12 protein-coding genes, 1 other RNA gene and 4 pseudogenes are annotated in these 18,155 nt (G+C 46.4%); 8 read left to right on the top strand and 9 right to left on the bottom strand.

The features are described 5' to 3' along the window. Positions 1-2: 2 nt before the first annotated feature. Together DXD25_RS08545 and DXD25_RS08540 are read left to right on the top strand one after the other, a co-directional pair. Positions 3-1,142 (top strand): YhcG family protein, encoded by a 1,140-nt coding sequence (locus DXD25_RS08545; protein WP_117662932.1) that lies wholly within the window; start codon positions 3-5, stop codon positions 1,140-1,142. Positions 1,143-1,191: 49 nt separating this feature from the next. Beyond that, positions 1,192-1,665 (top strand): annotated as a pseudogene (locus tag DXD25_RS08540) (restriction endonuclease subunit S); the annotation flags it as partial. Positions 1,666-1,699: 34 nt separating this feature from the next. Here the strand turns inward: DXD25_RS08540 and DXD25_RS17540 are convergent. From DXD25_RS17540 to ssrA, 4 genes and pseudogenes are all read right to left on the bottom strand, one after another. Then, positions 1,700-1,792 (bottom strand): annotated as a pseudogene (locus tag DXD25_RS17540) (restriction endonuclease subunit S); the annotation flags it as partial. A gap of 126 nt (positions 1,793-1,918) precedes the next feature. Beyond that, a pseudogene (locus DXD25_RS17535) lies at positions 1,919-2,266 on the bottom strand (hypothetical protein); the annotation flags it as partial. Between the two features lie 32 nt (positions 2,267-2,298). After that, positions 2,299-2,467, bottom strand: a pseudogene (locus tag DXD25_RS17530) (restriction endonuclease subunit S); the annotation flags it as partial. A gap of 580 nt (positions 2,468-3,047) precedes the next feature. Further along, positions 3,048-3,445, bottom strand: a transfer-messenger RNA (tmRNA) gene (gene ssrA / locus DXD25_RS08530). Between the two features lie 212 nt (positions 3,446-3,657). On the opposite strand from ssrA, the gene DXD25_RS08525 reads away from it, so the two are divergent. From DXD25_RS08525 to DXD25_RS08500, 6 genes are all read left to right on the top strand, one after another. Next, positions 3,658-5,097 (top strand): sigma-54 dependent transcriptional regulator, encoded by a 1,440-nt coding sequence (locus DXD25_RS08525; RefSeq protein ID WP_117662958.1) that lies wholly within the window; start codon positions 3,658-3,660, stop codon positions 5,095-5,097. A gap of 22 nt (positions 5,098-5,119) precedes the next feature. Next, on the top strand, positions 5,120-6,397 hold the full coding sequence (locus DXD25_RS08520; RefSeq protein WP_158556316.1) for a PAS domain-containing sensor histidine kinase: 1,278 nt from the start codon (positions 5,120-5,122) through the stop codon (positions 6,395-6,397). Positions 6,398-6,564: 167 nt separating this feature from the next. Then, a complete protein-coding gene (locus DXD25_RS08515; protein ID WP_117662924.1) occupies positions 6,565-8,025 on the top strand; it encodes a TolC family protein in 1,461 nt (486 codons plus the stop codon). A gap of 51 nt (positions 8,026-8,076) precedes the next feature. After that, complete coding sequence (locus DXD25_RS08510) at positions 8,077-9,327, top strand: efflux RND transporter periplasmic adaptor subunit (protein ID WP_117662922.1); 1,251 nt, start codon at positions 8,077-8,079, stop codon at positions 9,325-9,327. Between the two features lie 88 nt (positions 9,328-9,415). Further along, the gene (locus DXD25_RS08505) at positions 9,416-11,812 is read left to right on the top strand and encodes an ABC transporter permease (protein WP_117662920.1); all 2,397 of its coding nucleotides are present in this window, start codon (positions 9,416-9,418) and stop codon (positions 11,810-11,812) included. A 56-nt stretch (positions 11,813-11,868) separates the two neighbouring features. Next, positions 11,869-12,543, top strand: coding sequence for an ABC transporter ATP-binding protein (locus DXD25_RS08500; protein ID WP_117662918.1), 675 nt, complete (start codon positions 11,869-11,871; stop codon positions 12,541-12,543). Between the two features lie 146 nt (positions 12,544-12,689). Here the strand turns inward: DXD25_RS08500 and miaA are convergent, their stop codons facing one another. From miaA to pyrF, 5 genes are all read right to left on the bottom strand, one after another. Then, positions 12,690-13,595, bottom strand: a complete 906-nt coding sequence (gene miaA, locus DXD25_RS08495) for a tRNA (adenosine(37)-N6)-dimethylallyltransferase MiaA (protein ID WP_117662916.1) — start codon at positions 13,593-13,595, stop codon at positions 12,690-12,692. Then, entirely contained in the window at positions 13,595-14,365 is a 771-nt protein-coding gene (lpxA, locus tag DXD25_RS08490) for an acyl-ACP--UDP-N-acetylglucosamine O-acyltransferase (RefSeq protein WP_117662914.1), read from the bottom strand. The genes miaA and lpxA overlap by 1 nt, the downstream gene beginning before the upstream one ends. A 15-nt stretch (positions 14,366-14,380) precedes the next feature. Beyond that, positions 14,381-15,763: a bifunctional UDP-3-O-[3-hydroxymyristoyl] N-acetylglucosamine deacetylase/3-hydroxyacyl-ACP dehydratase gene (locus DXD25_RS08485; RefSeq protein WP_153097943.1), complete on the bottom strand. Its 1,383-nt coding sequence runs from the start codon at positions 15,761-15,763 to the stop codon at positions 14,381-14,383. A 14-nt stretch (positions 15,764-15,777) separates the two neighbouring features. Beyond that, positions 15,778-16,812, bottom strand: a complete 1,035-nt coding sequence (gene lpxD / locus DXD25_RS08480; RefSeq protein WP_117662912.1) for a UDP-3-O-(3-hydroxymyristoyl)glucosamine N-acyltransferase — start codon at positions 16,810-16,812, stop codon at positions 15,778-15,780. 340 nt (positions 16,813-17,152) lie between these two features. Beyond that, entirely contained in the window at positions 17,153-17,998 is an 846-nt protein-coding gene (pyrF, locus tag DXD25_RS08475; protein WP_117662910.1) for an orotidine-5'-phosphate decarboxylase, read from the bottom strand. Between the last annotated feature and the right edge of the window lie 157 nt (positions 17,999-18,155).

Here is an 18,155-nt window from a genome sequence, read left to right as displayed (position 1 = left end):
GTATGAATGAAATTATGAACGCAAATACCGATTTGCTGCCTGATGGTTATGCAGAATGGCGCAAAGACATAGAGCATCTTATAGAGGTAGCAAAACTACGTACCGCAATTAATGTCAATGCTGACACATTGGCGTTATATTGGACTTTGGGCAAACGAATTTTAGCACAGCAGAGACAATTAGGCTGGGGAGCAAATATCATATCAAAATTATCTGTTGATTTATCCCAAAAGTTCCCTAATGATAGAGGATACTCTTTGAGTAATCTCAAAAGTATGAGACGTTTCGCTGAAGCGTATCCAGATTTTCCATTTTTGCAAGTGCCGCTTGCAAAAATGGAAAATATTCCAATTGGTCAAGTGGCACTTGACCAATTTAAAGAAGATGACAAAGGCTTTGTGCAAGTTCCACTTGCACAAATTACTTGGTATCATCACATTTCGCTTCTATCGAAAGTAAAAGACATTGCCGAACGAGCTTATTACATCACAGAAACTGCGCAGAATGGGTGGAGTCGTGATGTGATGCTTATGCAGATAGCAAATGGATATATCCATGCTAAAGGGCATGCAATCAATAACTTTGAGCAAACCTTGCCACCTCTTCAGTCCGATTTGGCGAAGTATATTTTTAAAGACCCATACAATTTTAGTTTTTTGGGCACAGTGGCACTCCAAAATGAGCTTGACATTGAGAAAACATTGACAAGCAAGATTACAGACTTTCTCCTTGAAATGGGACGTGGCTTTGCATACATTGGCAGGCAATACCACATTTCGGTAGATGGTGATGACTACTATATCGACTTGCTGATGTACCACCTCAAACTGCATTGCTATGTTGTTGTGGAGTTAAAAGCCGTGGAGTTCAAACCAGAGTTTGTTAGCAAACTGAACTTTTATATTTCTGCTGTTGATGACATTGTAAAATCTCCAGAAGACAAACCTACAATTGGTTTGCTTCTCTGCCGAACTAAGAGTAACAAGAAAGCCGAGTTTTCGCTTCGTGGCATAACCCAACCTATGGGTATTGCGCAATATGAAACAGAAAAGCTTTTTGCTGATGTTGCATCGGCATTACCACAGATTGAGGAAATAGAGGAGAAACTTGAAGAATCTGAGGAAAAAACGGATAAAGAGTAATACGTGGTTATTTCCATTTTGGAAACAACCATAATATATATAGGAATAAATGAAATTGAAAAAATATAGACTTGCCGACATCGGCAAGGTGATTACAGGCAAAACCCCATCCACAAGCATAGCAGAAAACTATGCTTGTGGTAATATTCCGTTCTACACTCCTGAAGATGTTGCAAAAGGATTGGGGATGATGGGAAGAAACAATCGTTTCATTTCTCAAACAGGATTTGAAGAAATTGCAAGTAATACTATTTCTGGCGAAAGTGTATTGGTGGGGTGTATTGGTTCAGATATGGGAAATGTTGCGTATTCAAATATCACGTGTGCAACGAACCAACAAATAAACTCAATAACCCAGTTTAAAAATGGTGCAGAACCATTGTATGTGTACTATCTGCTTTCCACGATGAAACCTTACTTTCAGAAAATAGCAGGTTCTACAACAACTCCAATATTACCGAAATCGGTATTTGAAGAAATAGAGATATACCTTCCTGGTATTAAATATCAGAAAGATATTGTCTCTATATTATATGCACTTGACCGCAAAATTGCTCTTAATCATCAGATAAATGATAATTTACCGTGGCTTGACCATTCATTAAGAGTGGCAAAAGATCATCGCGTTGCTTAGTGAGTTCTTCGATTTCATAAGATATAATTTCTTTCTGATCAAGAATGGAGTCTGTTGTTTTTGAAAACTGTTCCATAACGCAAGGTGCCGGTACTAATATTGGTAATCGATATAAATCATTTTGATATAAGGCTATTACAGTTGTTGTACCTTGCTTCAATCCATCAAGCGCTTTATACATAAACTCAGAATTGAAAAGCAAGTTCATATAAAATGTACTTACATCTTTAAAGTCCAATCTTACCAACATATGGTTATAAAGGGTATTTCTTTCCACATAACCAATTAGACAAGTTTTACCGACAATTTCTTTGCTATTACGTACATTAATGAGGAAATCTCCTTTGTGCAAAGAGAATAAATCCACTTCTTCATTCGTAGCATTGGTTCGAGTTAAACCTTGTAAAGTATATTGTCCCTTACCATCTAAATCGCCCATTTTTAAATAACCATACTTACTATCAGTTGATAATTGGTTATTTGAACGAATAAGTCCTTGTTGATATGAAGTTGCTATCTGTTCTAAGTTCTTAACAGACCATCCTTTCGGTATCTCACGCTTCAACTTTTCATTCCACACCATAGCTCCGCCACTTGATTTATACGGCTTGCCCTCCTCGTTAGGAAAGTCAAACTGCACAAACCAATAGTCATAGAGTTGCTTTGCCATTGCCTCTAAATTATCATTTATTTGTGATGCAGTCTAGGCTTTCTTCTTATAGGAGGCTACACCCTTTTTATGTATTACTTTATACTTTTTGCGTTTCTGTTTAAAAATGCTTTCACACTTTATGTTAACTATCTGTTTCTTAGTTGTTTGAGTGTGAAAGGAGAATTGTGAAGGGTGAATGTGGGTGATGTGTGAAGAGGGAATAACGGTTATGAGGAGTGAGGAGAGATGATAGGAGCTGAAAGGCGGAAAGATGCTATCTTTTATCGATTGGTTTGAGTAGTTCTTATAGCTGACTAGAGTCATCCATATAGCTGACCCGGGTCATCTATATGGATGACCCGGGTCAGCCGATGATTGGTAGTATCAATTACTCTAGTAGATAGTATCAGCTTCCCCTATTGGAAATATGAACTTCCCCTGTTGGAAGTATCAGTTTCTGGTGTTTATACTATCATACTTTTCTCCTAAAAATGCCTTCATACTAAACTTGCTGATAATCAGAATGTTTTAGAATGTGTGAAAGCAGAAATAAAGATTGTAGAATATTATAAAAACAAAAAATAAGCAGCTGAAAAAATCAGCTGCTTATTTGCTTATAGGGTGGAGCTGGAGGGAATCGAACCCTCGTCCGCACAAGGAAACCATACGCTTTCTACATGCTTATTCCAGCCTTCAATTTTCGAGGTATGACAAGACCTGGACCACCAATCATACCCTTATCCTCTAAAATTTCATCCATGCAACGAGGCGTACATGAACTATTTCCGATTTGCCTGCACCGCTTGATCAACAAGATTCGGAACTACATCCGTTGAGCGATGTCCCGTTCCAGCACCTTGTGCCGGAATAAAGCTAATCTACTGTACTTCGATTAAGCAGCGAGAGCGTAGTTATTTTCGCCAATTAATTTTTTGTTCACTAGGATTTAGGAGGTAGCCAACGAGCCTCCGCATGCTTACGTACCATTTCATCTCGCCGTCAAATCCAGTCAACCCCGAGATTTCTTGATAACTAGGGTGCAAAGATAAAACGAAATTTTGAAATCACCAAATATTTTCGGAAAAATCATCGCTTTTTCTTTGAAATATCGGGATAAAGTGGTTGAAAGTTGCTTCGTATTAAGAATTTTGGAAGAAATGATGCCGTTTTTGGAGTTATCTCGTTTTTTTGCAGTAACTTTGTGGGCAAAATAATTAAAAATGATGGCAATGGAGAAAAAAGGAAAGATACTGATAGTGGATGACAATGAGGATGTTCTCTTGTCGCTCAATATGCTTTTGAAGCCATACGTGGAGGGTATCAGAGTTATCAATACGCCTGAACGAATCATCGGAATGATGGATTCGTTCATGCCTGATGTCATCATGCTCGATATGAACTTCCATCGGGATGCCATCAGTGGCGAAGAGGGGTATGAATGGCTGGAGAAGATTCTGGCGCATAACCCCAAGAGCGTGGTGCTGTTTATCACGGCATACGTGGATACGGAGAAGGCGGTGAGGGCTATCAAGGCGGGAGCCATCGACTTTATTCCGAAACCATGGGATAGGAATAAACTGCTCGATACGGTGAAGAGTGCCGTGGAATTGAGCAGGGAAAGGAATCTGGATTCTTCGGATTCGCAGGAAAAGGAATCGGAGCAGAAACTGAATATGAATCAATGTTCTGATTCCAAGTCTGTTGTATCTTCTCAAGATGTGTTTGCGAGAATGATTGGCGAATGCTCTGCCATGCAGGAACTGAAAGCGCAGATGATGCGTGTGGCGGCTACGGATGCCAACGTATTGATTACTGGAGAGAATGGTACGGGAAAGGATGTGGTGGCACATGCCTTGCATCTGCTTTCAGACAGGGCAAGAAAGCCGTTTGTGAATATCGACTTGGGTTGCATTCCTGAGAATCTTTTCGAAAGCGAACTTTTCGGATACGAGAAGGGAGCGTTTACGGATGCCAGGAATGCGAAGGAAGGACGAATTGAGACGGCGGATGGCGGTACTCTCTTTCTGGATGAGATTGGAAATCTGAACCTGCCGATGCAGCAGAAACTCCTGACGGTGATAGAGAAGCGTGAAACTCAGCGCATTGGTTCCAACAAGGTGAGCCATGTGGATGTGAGGATTCTGGCGGCTACGAATGCTAATTTGCGTGAGAAGGTGGGCGAGGGGGCTTTCCGACAGGACCTCTTCTATCGACTGAATACCATCGAGTTGCATCTTCCTCCGCTGCGTGAGCGTGGAGAGGATATCGTTCTGCTGGCAGAATATTTTCTGAAGATTTATTCGGGAAAATATAGTGTAGGTGATGTGGTGCTGGGTGCATCTGCCAAACAGAAGCTGTTGAAACATACCTGGCCGGGTAATGTAAGAGAATTGCAGCATTGCATAGAGAGGGCGATTGTGTTGGGGGATAAGACGGAACTGGCTGCCGAGGATATCAGATTGGAGGATTCTGTGGTGGCATTGGGTTCTTCTTCATCAAGTTCTTCTTCAGGTTCCATAAAGGTTGATTCGCTCAATCTTCAGACCTTGGAGCGTGAAGCCATCAAGCGCGCCATCTCCTTGAGTAATGGAAATCTTACACAGGCCGCAGAGTTGTTGGGGATTACCCGTTTCGCCCTTTACAGGAAAATCGACAAACTCGGGGTTTAATGCTTCGGAAATTTTTGAAATTATGTCAATCGTCAATAACTTATTCAATCATAAGAGCAATGAGCGGATGCGCCAACTGATTGAGGCTATCCGCACCCGTGACTTCTCGCTTCAGTATTCATTGGATCATCTGAGGGGAGAAGAGCGGAATCTTGCAGAGCAGATTAACGAAGTGGTGAATGAATTTCGGGAAACCACTTTGCTGCAGGAAGCGAAATACCAGTATTTTGGAACGATGCTCGATACCATCAATGCCTTTCTCATTGTGGCGGATGAACAGGGAAAGGTGCATTGGATGAATCGGGCTGCCGTGGATGGACTCTGCGGTTTTTCGATTCATCACTTGCACGACTTGCAGGTGCTGGATGAGACGCTGCCGGAAATGATGATGCAGCTGAAGCCGGGATTGCAGAAACTGGTACAGTTGGAGACCAAGACCAGCGAGGGGGCTGCTGGCAAGAAGGCTTTGGATGCCGGAAATCAGCATGCGGGGAAGGCTGACTTTGTATTGAGCGTGGTCAACTTCTTTAATAAGGGCTTTGCCTATCGCCTCTATACCTTGCAGAATGTGCAACCGGTGATTCAGAAGAATGAAACGGATGCGCAGCAGCAGCTGGTGAGGGTATTGACCCACGAAATCATGAACTCGCTGACTCCTATCATCTCTTTGGCAGATACGCTTTGCGAAGGGGTGGAGCAGGATACGCTGGAGCATGATGATCTGCTGATGGCATTGCAGGCCATTAACCGGAGAAGCAATGGCTTGCTGCAGTTTGTGGAGAACTATCGAAAGTTGCAACGCATATCGAAACCTCAGTTTGAGAATGTGAGGATTGGTGATCTGGTGGCTGATTTGCAGCATCTTTATCCGGATTCGATATTCCATTATGAGATAGAAAACGAAGACCAGAGGTTGCTGATGGATCGTTCGCAGATAGAGCAGGTGCTGATTAATCTGCTGAAGAATGCGCAGGAAGCTGTGGAGATTCGGATGAAGGAGGAGGCGGCAGGTCTTTTCGATGAGGCTGAATCTGCTCAAAGTCAGGCTCCTTATGTCCGTCTTACCTCTCATCTTTCGAGCAACAAGCGCGATTTCATCATTTCCATTACTGATAATGGTAAGGGAATCCTTCCGGAGGTGATGGAGCGCATTTTCGTGCCGTTCTTTACTACCAAGACGAACGGTTCGGGCATCGGGTTGAGTATCTGCAAGCAGATAGTAACCTTACATGGTGGAACCATCACCGCTTCTTCGAAACCAGGCGATAAAACCACCTTTAGCGTGGTGCTTCCTGCCTGATAGAGACGGATGCTATCATATTGAGGATGTGCGCACCGTGCGAAATCGCACACGTTTCGTGCGGTTTCGCACGGCTTTTTTATATCCGGAATTTCTTATCTTCTTGATAATCATATCTTTATCTTTGTGGCATAGCTTTTGTGTTAGTTTTTGCAAAAGAAATCATCATGAAGAAAAAGAATTATCTATTCATAGTATGGGCGCTTGCAGCCCTGAATGTTCAAGCCGACACTTTGCAGCTCGACTTGGCAGCTACCATTGCGATGGCGCAGCGGCAGTCGCCATCGGTGCAGAGTGCCCGCAATACTTTTCTGTCTGCTTACTGGGCTTATCGGTATCATCAGGCCAACTATCTGCCTTCGCTTTCCCTCTCATCTTCACCTTATATTAATAAGGAGGTGAACAAGATAACCCAGTCGGATGGTACGGCCCTCTTTCTGAAGCAAGATCAGTTGAGTGCCGACCTTACTCTGAAAATCAACCAGAATATCTCCCTGACGGGTGGTAGCCTTTTTGTGAAGAGTTCGCTCAACCGCTTGGATGAGTTGCACAACAAGATAACAGCCTATAGTAGTCAACCCTTTATCGTGGGTTATGAGCAGAGTCTTTTTGGCTATAACTCCTTGAAGTGGGATCGCCGGATAGAACCCATCCGATTCCGGGAATCCAAGAAGCGATATGCCGAAACGTTGGAGATTGTTTCGGCAAAAGCTTGTGAGCATTTCTTTGGTCTGGCTTCGGCGCAAGCAGAATGGGAGATGGCAAAACAGAACTTTGCTTCTGCTGATACGCTTTATCAGATGGCAAAGGGGCGATATGAGAATGGAACGATTTCGGAAAACGAGATGCTACAGCTGGAAATCAACCGTTTGAACGAGGAGACCAATGTGATGGATGCTCAGGTGGCACTGCGAGAGAAGATGCAGACCATCCGCTCGTTTCTGGGGTTGGAACAATCGCAGGACATCTGTCTGGTGATGCCGAAAGAGGTGCCTTCCTTTGAGGTTCCTTTGCAACGGGCGATAGATTGGGCTTTGTTGAATAGTCCGGATCCCGATTATTACCGTCGCATCCAGAAGGAGAGCGAAAGCCGATTGGCGCAGGCTCGTGCCAACGCCGGATTGAAGGCGGATCTCTATATGCAGTTTGGACTCTCGCAGACGGGAGCAGATATCGGTGCCGCCTATCGCAGTCCGATGAGTCAGCAATCGGCAAGAATCACCATCGCCCTTCCGATATTGGATTGGGGACGGGGAAAGGGTAGGATAAGAGAAGCCAAATCGCAGCTGGCGCTTACTCAGACGCAGGTGGAGCAAGGCATGAGGGATTTCTACCAGAACGTAGAAAAACTGGTGTTGCAGTTTAACATGCAAGCCCGAAAGGTGTATGTGGCATCGCTCACCGACCAGCGTGCCGAGAAGCGACATGTGGTGGCGCGCCGACTCTACATCATGGGCCGCAACTCGATACTCGACCTGAATGCAGCCATCAGCGAGAAAGATGCAGCCCGGCGCAATTACATCTCGACCATGCAGACTTACTGGAGTCTTTACTATACGCTCCGAAGCATGACGGGTTTTGATTTCGAACACAATAAAGAATTGAAGGAAGAACTTCCTATAGAATAAATTTCCTATAGAATCATCTTCTTATAGAATAATGAATAACAACAGAACAATATGGATATAAAGAAACAACCGAAACCGTGGTATATCCGCTACCGCTATCCTATCCTGTCGGGTGCAGCAGGCATCGTCATCCTGGTCTATGCTCTTTTCCTGATCGTTACTTCGGGAACCCGAAGGGTGGATATGGATAGCGTGGTGATAGCCGAAGTAAAGAAGGCCCCTTTCTGGGAGTATGTAGATGTAGAAGGACTGGTGTATCCCTTCAAGACCATCCAGGTGAATGCGATGGAGAATGGATTCGTGGAACGGGTGGTGGCTGAAGAAGGTGCCATGCTGCAGCAGGGCGATACCATCCTGGTGCTTCAGAATCCGGAACTCTATCATTCTATCGATGATGAGCAGGACGCATGGAGCAGTAAGCTTCGCAACTGTCAGGAACAGGAGATTGAGATGACGCAGAAGACCATCAACCTGCGCCAGCAAGCCTTGGATGCCCAGCATCAGATGGCGAGCCTGAAGAAATCGCTCAAGCAGAGCCGGGAGGAATATCGTATGGGCATCAAGAGTAAGGCGGAACTGGAAGTGGCTGAGGAAGATTACGAATATCAGCGGCAGAAGGTGCTCTTGCAGATGCAAAACCTGAAGCATGATTCCGTATCTACCCGATTGAAGCGCGAGATGATTGCTGCCAACCGGATGGAAGCCAACAAGAAATTATCGAGAATGAAGGGCCGTACCCAGCAGTTGGTGGTTCGGGCTCCCGTAAGTGGACAACTGAGTTATTTGGGGGTAACCCAAGGTCAGCAGGTTTCGTCTGGGGCGAGCATCGGACAGATCAAGGTGATGAGCCAGTTTAAATTGCAGATTTCGCTGGCTGAGTATTACATCGACCGCGTTATCGCCGGACTTCCTGCCCATATTGAGTATGACGGTCATCAGTTTCCACTTCGTGTATCGCGGGTGATTCCTGAAGTGAAAGACCATCAGTTTGTCTGCGAATTAACTTTCAGCGGCAAGACTCCCGCCAATATCCGTTTGGGCAAGAGTTATCGGGTGCTGTTGGAATTGGGCAAGCCGGAACAAGCCTTGGTGATTCCGAATGGTGATTTCTTCCAAACGACCAACGGATATTGGATATTCCGGGTATCTGACGATGGCAAAAAGGCGCAGCGGGTGAATATCAATGTAGGCAGACAGAATCCGCAGCAATTCGAAATTACTTCCGGCTTGAAGCCGGGCGACAAGGTTATCGTAAGCGGATATACCCAAATCGCCAGCGAAAAAGAAATAGATTTGAGATAGATTTTTATCTGAGATAATAAAAAACAAAATCTCTCATAGATAATAAAATTCAATATTTCACGTAAATAAATTATAAAGACTAAAAAATATGAACATGTTATTACACAACCTGAAGGTTGCCCTGCGCAACATTCTCAAGTACAAGGTGCAGACGCTGGGCAGCATCCTGTCGCTTGCCATCGGTATGGTGACGCTTGCCGTGGTGCATTCGTTTCTGCTGAATTTCCGCATGGCTTCCATTAACCATGAACCTTATTATGACAGGGTTTATAACCTCCGATTCGATTCCATCCAAAAACATCAATCGGAAAATTCAATTCGTATTAATGGTGATATCGTAAGGGCGGTGAAGGCGAATGGAGGACCTCGTTGCATAGAGCAGGGACCTTATGCTCCTAATGGTACGCTAACAGGCGGCTGGGCTGAGTTTACCCTAAGCGGCAAGACAAGGAGAAAGATGCAGTTGGATGCAGTTCCCCTTGATCGTCATTATCCCAACTTTGTAGGTATCCGTTCTGCCATTACGGGAGAAAAGATAAAGGTGCTGGGTCCTCATGATGCCATTATCAACGAAAAGCAGGCAAAGCAAATCTTTGGTGACAAGAATCCTGTGGGTGCAAGCATTCGTTTGACTAAGAACTATGGGAATTATCAGTTGAGATTGGTGGATGTCTATCAAGACTTATCATTGACTGAGCCAGACATATCCATTTCCGCTCTCTTTTACTCGCCATGTGAGTTGGAAGATATGGATTCTGATCAATTTTATGCTGGGAATTTGTATGTGGTGTTGAAAGAGGGATGCACGCCACAGCAGTTGAAAGCTGAGGTGAACGGCAGGTTGAAACCATTGGGGTTGAAGGTAAAAATAGAAAAGCTGAAAGATCGGTTGAGCAAAGAGTATTCAAGCGTTGCTATTGCTTGTTCCATCACTTATCTGATAGGCTCGTTGATTCTGCTGGCTGCCATCATCGGTTTTCTGAGGATGCAGACGCAGCTGTTCAGGATGCGCAGACGTGAAATCTCGCTTCGAATTACCAATGGTGCCACACGCCTCCAACTCTTCTCTATGTTTGCTACCGAGGTGGTGATGATCGTGCTGGGGGCTTATTTTGTAGCAGTATTGATGGGATCCTGGATTTGTGATTATCTGGCAAGGCCTCAGTTTGCAGAAGTCACCTCCGAGTTAGGAACCATCAGTCATCTGTATCTCTATAGTCTGGTGATTGGGCTGGTGGTTATGATGTTGTGTCTCGCCATCATCTGGGTTGTGCTGAGTCGCATTTGTAAGCATACGCAAGCACTCGAATCAGGAATGAGAAGAAGCCATAACCATTGGTTCCGCAATACGATGCTGGGTGTGCAGGTGATGATCAGTATGTTCTTCCTGGGTGTTACTTTCTGCCTCCTGTGCTGGGTGGGCAAGATGGCTGATTTCAATCATATTCCTGATGACGAGCGTGCATACGAGCAGAGTCTGTATCTGCAGACAAATGCGGCAGAAAATGGTCAGCGCCTTAGAGACAAGCTCATCCATTTGCCGCAGGTGGAACGATGGATTCCTTATAGCTGGGGAGTTTTGCAAGTTAACGAGCTGGCAGAGAACGAGGAGTTCAGCAAGGCGGCTTGGCAAGGCGATCCTTATGCTAGCTATAATAATGTGACGAGTTATAAAATTCGGATTACATCAGATACCTCCTATCTCGATTTCTTCAAGATCAAGGTGAATTGGAAGCCGAAGGCAAACCGGAAGAAATGCATCCTGGTAAATGAGGAGTTGTATAAGCAGATGCGCCAGCATCATGTTGCTCCTAATGATATATTGACCGTAGATGAGATGGATTCGTATCAGATAGCCGGAACGTTCCAGTCGATACCTTATCAGGGGAGTTTTAAAATTGATATATACTCATTCATAGTCATAGACCCCAAAGAGGCTTATGGTGCCACACATTATATTCTTGTGGCAAAGCCGGGTGAATATAAGGAGATGCAGATTGCTGTAGATAGAATGATACAGAAATTGGAGCCTGCTGTGGTAAAACCGATGTCATCCAATCTGCGTGACTATATGGCAAGGAGCATGTTTGCGTTGGAAATACTGCAAAATATTGCGTGGATCCTGGCTATCGTGAGTCTGGCTATCTGTCTGATAAGCATCTTCAGTACGGTGATGCTGGATACGCAGACCCGGAAGAAGGAGGTGGCTATCCGCAAGGTGAATGGTGCCCTGACAAAGGATATTACCAAACTCTTCGGAAGAACTTATCTGGTGATTTCGCTCATCGCCATGGTATTTGCGGTGGTAGCCATGTTGCTGTTCCATATCGTTCTGAGTCAGACTTTCGATATGGTAGAAATCAATCCTGCCTTCCCTATTAGTTTGAGTGTTGTGATAGTCATTGGCTTCATTGCAGCTATCATCGCCTGTCAGGTACGTAAGATCATGAAGGTGGATCCTTCGGAGATTCTGGCTAAGGAATAAAATGTGTAATTTGAAAGTATAAAATATAATATGAATTTAAAGAAAAGATAATGATTATGATTCAATTAGATAATATCAAGAAAGTATTTCAGACAGAGGAAGTGGAGACCTGGGCTTTGCGTAATATCAGTCTGGAGGTGAAGGAAGGCGAGTTTGTTGCCATCATGGGACCTTCGGGATGTGGCAAATCCACATTACTTAATATAATAGGTTTGCTGAATAATCCTACAAGCGGCAGCTATCTGCTCGACGGCAAGGATGTGAGCACGCTGAAGGAGAGTGAGCGCACCTTGATAAGAAGAGGAATGATAGGTTTTGTGTTCCAGAGTTTCAACCTGATAGATGAGTTGAATGTGGTGGAGAACATCGAGTTGCCGCTTCTGTATATGGGAGTTTCGGGCAAGGAGCGCCGTAAGCGTGCAGAGGATGTGATGGAGCGAGTGGCGATATCCCATCGTGCCAAGCATTTCCCGTCGCAGCTTTCGGGCGGTCAGCAGCAGCGCACCGCTATCGCCCGTGCCATCCTTCCGCATCCTAAGCTGATACTTGCCGATGAGCCTACGGGAAATCTGGATTCCAAGAATGGCAAGGAGGTGATGGAACTGCTTTCTGAGTTGCACAAGGAAGGTACCACCATCGTAATGGTAACCCACTCGCTGCACGATGCCAATTATGCTGATAGAATCATCAATATGTTTGATGGTGAGATTGTGAATCAGGTGGAAATGTAGGAATAAAAAGTCGCCCTGAAGGAACAAAAGCATATTGTTTTTAAAGCTTTTGCCCTTTCAGGGCGACTTGGTTATTTGCTATATTCCCAGGGTGTTACCCTGGGCTAGGGGCTTCTGCCCTTTTCAGGGCGTGTGGGTGTATACATTTATTTCCCTATTGTATCATCAATCAATCGGATGATTTCTTCCTGCTGGTCGGGATGATACCAGTGGATTTCGGCATCTCGCTTAAACCAGGTGAGCTGCTTGCGCATGTATTCACGGCTATGCGACTGTATCTGTCGGATGGCTTCTTCCTTGTCTATCTCGCCATCGAAATAGGCAAACATCTCCTTGTAGCCCACGGTTCTCAAGGCAGTGAGACCCTTGTGTGGATATACGCTGCGGGCTTCTGTCTCCAGGCCTTTCTCCATCATCAATAACACACGCTGGTTGATTCGGTCGTACAGTTCGGCACGGTCGCGGTTCAGGCCTATCTTGATGATGCGGAAAGGACGCTGCTTCTTCTCGGCTACACGGAAAGAAGTGTAGGTCTTGCCGGTCTGGTGACAGATTTCCAGGGCATGTACCACGCGGCGTGGATTCTTCTTATCTACTATCGCCCAATGCTCCGGGTCCATCTTGTGGAGTTCTTCTACCAGCGCTTCCAAGCCTTCGTCTTCCAGGCGCTGTTTCATCCAGGTACGGATGTCATCCCGCACGGTAGGAATATCGTCGATACCCTTGCATACGGCATCGATATACATCATGCTGCCGCCTGTAAGAAGCGCCACATCGTGATTCTTGAAGATTTCTTCTTCCAGGAGATTCATCACATCGGCCTCGTATTGGGCTGCGCTGTAATAATCTTCGATGTGGTGGTTTCCTACGAAATAATGCTTCACCCGCTGCTGCTGTTCGGCAGTAGGCGCTGCGGTTCCGATAGGGAGTTCGACGAAGATCTGGCGGGAGTCGGCATTGATAATAGGTATAGAGAGATGCTCTGCCAGAGAAAGACAGAGCTCGGTCTTACCTACACCGGTAGGACCGAGCACTACAATTAAAGTTTTCATTATCGGATGATGCCTCGCTGAGAACTCTCTACGAAGTCGATGATGTACTGGATTTCCTTAGTCACCTCAAGATTCTTCTTGATTTCCTCGATACCTTCCTTCAGGATGCCCTTGCTGTAGAGCAGGCGATAAGCCTCGTGGATGTTCTGGATGGTCTCGTTGCTGAAACCACGGCGACGCAAACCGATGAGGTTGATGCTGCAATAGCGGGTAGGCTCCTTGCCGGCAATGATATAAGGAGGAATGTCCTGAGAGAAACGGCAACCGCCCTGGATCATCACGTAGCCTGCGATGTGGCAGAACTGATGAACGAGAACGTTGGCACTGACGATGGCATTGTCATCTACAACCACCTCGCCGGCAAACTTGGTTGAGTTACCGATAATCAAGCCGCTGCCCAGCTCGCAGTCGTGAGCCACGTGAACAGTCTCCATCAGGAGGTTGTTGCTGCCTACCACGGTCTTGCCCTTAGAGGCTGTACCACGAGAGATAGTAACGTTCTCACGGATGCTGTTGTTGTCGCCCACCTCGCAGGTTGTCACCTCGCCCTTGAACTTCAAGTCCTGAGGCTTGGTAGAGATGCTGGCGCCTGGGAAGAATTCATTATTGTTGCCGATACGAGCGCCCACGTGGATGGTAACGCTGTTCTGCAATACGTTGTTATCGCCCAAAACGGTGTCCTTGTCGATATAGCAGAAAGGACCGATAATGTTGTTGTTACCGAGTTTTGCCTCTGGATGAACAAACGCTAATGGACTAATCTGATTCATATTTCTATCTTATTATTACTTGTTCTTAACAATCTGTGCTGTGAAAGTAGCCTCTGCCACCACCTGGTCGCCTACGAACATGTAGCCCTTCATAGAGCTGATGCCATGACGTACGGGTGCGAGCAACTCCACACGGAAGAGGAGGGTATCGCCCGGAACCACCTTCTTGCGGAACTTTACGTCGTCGAGCTTCATGAAGTAAGTGCTCCAGCGCTCAGGCTCTTCCAGCTGGTTCAATACGAGCAGACCGCCACACTGTGCCATCGCCTCTACCTGGAGAACGCCTGGCATTACTGGCTCCTCAGGGAAGTGACCGGTGAAGAAAGGCTCGTTGCTGGTTACGTTCTTAACGCCCACGATGCTGGTAGGACCCATGGCGATGACCTTATCTACCAACTGCATAGGGTAGCGATGAGGCAGGAGCTGTCGGATGCGGATGTTATCCATGATTGGCTCCTCGTTTGGATCATAGATAGGGGCCTGGATTTCGTGCTTGCGAATCTCCTTGCGCATGAGACGGGCGAACTTGTTGTTCACGGTGTGGCCAGGACGGGTAGCGATGATGCGACCCTTGATAGGCTTACCGATGAGCGCCATATCGCCGATGATGTCGAGCAGCTTATGGCGAGTACACTCGTTCTCCCACTGCAATGGGCGGTGCTGGATGTAGCCTAATTTGCTGGCATCCATGTGAGGCACCTTGAGATGGTCGGCGAGCTGATCGAGCTGAGCCTGCTCTACCTGGCGCTCGTAGATAACGATGGCATTGTCCAAGTCGCCACCCTTGATAAGGTTAGCCTGGAGCAATGGCATGATATCGCGAACGAATACGAAGGTACGTGCCGAAGCAATCTCGTCAACATAAGTCTCCATCTTGTCGAGGGTGGCAAACTGGCTGTTGATGAACTTGCTCTCGAAAGAACACATCGCCGTGATGCTGAATTCCTCGTCTGGAAGGATGGTGATGACAGAACCGTTGTCGTCCTTCACCTCAATCTTATGACGGATGATATAGTAGTCCTTCTCTGCATTCTGCTCCTGGATGCCCACGCTCTGAATCTTCTCTACATACATGGATGCAGAGCCGTCGAGGATAGGGAACTCAGGACCGTTTACCTGGATGAAACAGTTGTCGATGCCGAGGGCATAGAGTGCTGACATACCGTGCTCGATGGTAGAGATGCGGATATCGCCCTTACCGAGTACGGTGCCACGCTGGGTTTCAACGACGTTCTCTGCCACAGCCTGGATGATAGGCTCGCCTTCGAGGTCGATGCGCTGTATCTTATAACCGGTGTTCTCTGGTGCAGGATTGAAAGTCACGGTGAGGCTCAAGCCTGTGTGCAATCCCTTGCCGCAAAGAGAGAAACTACCTTTCAGTGTCTTCTGTTTTGACATAATTATATATAGTTTTATTTATTTTTCTTTAATTCTTCAATCTGCTTCTTCAGGTCGTTGAGTTCCTTGTACATCTCAGGCAGGCGACGGAAGATGGCCTGTGACTTGAAGTAAGCACGCTGCTCCATAGGAGGAGTACCGATGAGCTGCTGACCGCTCTTGAGGCTGCCTGGCACACCGCTCTGTGCTCCGAGGAACACCTTGTCGCCGATGGTGATGTGACCGGCGAGACCCACCTGTCCGCCAAACATGCACCATTCGCCTACCTTGGTACTGCCGGCTACACCCACCTGTGCAGACATCACGGTGTTGGCACCTATGTCGGTATTATGGGCAATCTGAACCATATTGTCGAGCTTCACGCCCTTGCGAACATAGGTAGAACCCATGGTAGAGCGGTCAACGCAGGTGTTGGCACCAATCTCCACATCATCCTCGATGGTTACGATACCGATCTGAGGAATCTTGTCGTATCCATCAGGTCCTGGAGCGAAGCCGAAACCATCAGCACCGATGACGCAACCTGCATGGAAAGTCACGTTATCGCCGAGCTTACAGCCGTGATAAATGGTTACGTGAGGGTAGATGAGGGCATTCTTGCCGATCTTCACACCCTCGCCGATGTAAGCGTGAGGATAAATCTGGCTACCTTCGCCCACCTCTGCGCCATCGCTGATATAGGCGAAAGCACCGATATAGACGTTCTCAGCCACCTTAGCCTTTGGAGAAACGAAAGCCAATGGATCGATGCCCGTCTTCTTAGGTTTCATTGATTCATACATCTGGAGCAACTTTGCCACGCACTCGTATGCATTCTTCACACGAATGAGGGTGGTAGAAACAGGATGATCCAATTCCACGTTCTCGTCGATGAGTACGATGCTCGACTTTGTGTCGTACACGAAGTGAGTATATTTAGGGTTTGAAAGGAACGAGATAGCGCCTTCCTTGCCTTCTTCGATTTTAGCGAAGGTGTTGACTGTTGCGTTCTCATCACCTTCCACACGGCCCTGAACGAACTGGGCTATTTGCGCTGCGGTAAATTCCATATTTATCAATCTTCTAGTTTGTTTTACTTAGGGTCTCCTTGCAAGATTCTCTTTTAGGAAACACATTTTGTTTGCAAAAATAACAAAATAAATTTAGATTCTCGTCATTCTTTCGTAATATTTTGCTTTTTTCGCCAACAAATGGGTATTTTTTAGGCGCAAAGCCTCTTTTTCAAGATACTTTGCGCCTAAAATCTTATTTTTGGTGGGGATTGCAAATCCCCAGGTTTAATAGGTCGAACCTTTTTTACGGCGGATTTCAAATCCGCCGGGACGCCTAGCGGAAGACTTTCTTGCCGGGACGCCTAGCGGGATTCCTAGCGGGATTCCTAGGGGAGGCTTAGCCCAGCTTGGCAAGCTCGGCTGCCATTTCCTCCTGGAGTTCCTTTGCCTTCTGACCTGCAACCTCTGCGAAGTCATCGCCATTGCTGGCGTAGATAATGCCGCGAGATGAATTGACGAGCAGACCGCAATCCTTGATGATGCCATACTTGCAAACCTCCTGGAGGCTTCCACCCTGGGCACCTACACCTGGTACGAGAAGGAAGTGGTTAGGAGCTACCTTGCGGATGTCCTCGAACATCTGACCCTGAGTAGCACCCACTACGTACATCATGTTCTCATCGTTGCCCCATTCCTGGCTCTTCTTCAGAACCTTCTCGAAAAGGCGCTCGCCTTCTTTATCCTCTGTGAGCTGGAAGTCGTGGCTACCCTTGTTGCTGGTCAAAGCCAGGAGGATGACCCACTTGCCTTCATACTCGAGGAAAGGCTTGACAGAATCCTCGCCCATGTAAGGAGCTACGGTTACAGAATCGAGATTATACTCCTCGAAGAAAGTCTGGGCATACATCTTGGATGTATTGCCGATATCGCCACGCTTAGCATCAGCGATGATGAAGTGGTTTGGATAGTGGCTCTTGAGATACTTGATGGTGTTCTCGAAGGCGATCATGCCGTCGATGCCGCGGCTCTCGTAGAAAGCCAGGTTTGGCTTGTAAGCCACGCAGTAAGGAGCGGTGGCGTCGATGATAGCCTGGTTGAACTTAAACATCATCTCGGCTTCTGCGCCCTGGATGTCTTCACTCTCAGTGATGCACTTAGGCAACTTATTGATATCTGTATCAAGACCTACGCACAAGAAACTCTTCTTGGCGAAAATCTGCTCTACAAGTTCTTTTCTGTTCATTTCTTTTTAAGTTATTTGAATTTCAGATGTTTGCTCCACACGCCCTGAAAGGGCAGAAGCCCCTAGCCCAGGGCAACACCCTGGGTAGTCATGGCATCAAGCCTGTCGCCCTGTAAGGGCAAAAGCTTTAAAACTGCGGAGCCACATACGAAACCCT

Origin of the sequence: Prevotella sp. TF12-30, assembly GCF_003436715.1 — a bacterium.
GTDB lineage: Bacteria > Bacteroidota > Bacteroidia > Bacteroidales > Bacteroidaceae > Prevotella > Prevotella copri_A.
The sequence above is the reverse complement of the archived record's forward strand: the minus strand, read 5'-3'. Positions and strand labels throughout refer to the sequence as shown.

Excerpts from the sequence above, each read along its gene's own strand:
- DXD25_RS08545 (WP_117662932.1), top strand. The coding sequence starts at position 3 with ATGAATGAAATTATGAACGCAAATACCGATTTGCTGCCTGATGGTTAT.
- DXD25_RS08525 (WP_117662958.1), top strand. The coding sequence starts at position 3,658 with ATGGAGAAAAAAGGAAAGATACTGATAGTGGATGACAATGAGGATGTT.
- DXD25_RS08520 (WP_158556316.1), top strand. The coding sequence starts at position 5,120 with ATGTCAATCGTCAATAACTTATTCAATCATAAGAGCAATGAGCGGATG.
- DXD25_RS08515 (WP_117662924.1), top strand. The coding sequence starts at position 6,565 with ATGAAGAAAAAGAATTATCTATTCATAGTATGGGCGCTTGCAGCCCTG.
- DXD25_RS08510 (WP_117662922.1), top strand. The coding sequence starts at position 8,077 with ATGGATATAAAGAAACAACCGAAACCGTGGTATATCCGCTACCGCTAT.
- DXD25_RS08505 (WP_117662920.1), top strand. The coding sequence starts at position 9,416 with ATGAACATGTTATTACACAACCTGAAGGTTGCCCTGCGCAACATTCTC.
- DXD25_RS08500 (WP_117662918.1), top strand. The coding sequence starts at position 11,869 with ATGATTCAATTAGATAATATCAAGAAAGTATTTCAGACAGAGGAAGTG.
- miaA (WP_117662916.1), bottom strand. The coding sequence starts at position 13,595 with ATGAAAACTTTAATTGTAGTGCTCGGTCCTACCGGTGTAGGTAAGACC.
- lpxA (WP_117662914.1), bottom strand. The coding sequence starts at position 14,365 with ATGAATCAGATTAGTCCATTAGCGTTTGTTCATCCAGAGGCAAAACTC.
- DXD25_RS08485 (WP_153097943.1), bottom strand. The coding sequence starts at position 15,763 with ATGTCAAAACAGAAGACACTGAAAGGTAGTTTCTCTCTTTGCGGCAAG.
- lpxD (WP_117662912.1), bottom strand. The coding sequence starts at position 16,812 with ATGGAATTTACCGCAGCGCAAATAGCCCAGTTCGTTCAGGGCCGTGTG.
- pyrF (WP_117662910.1), bottom strand. The coding sequence starts at position 17,998 with ATGAACAGAAAAGAACTTGTAGAGCAGATTTTCGCCAAGAAGAGTTTC.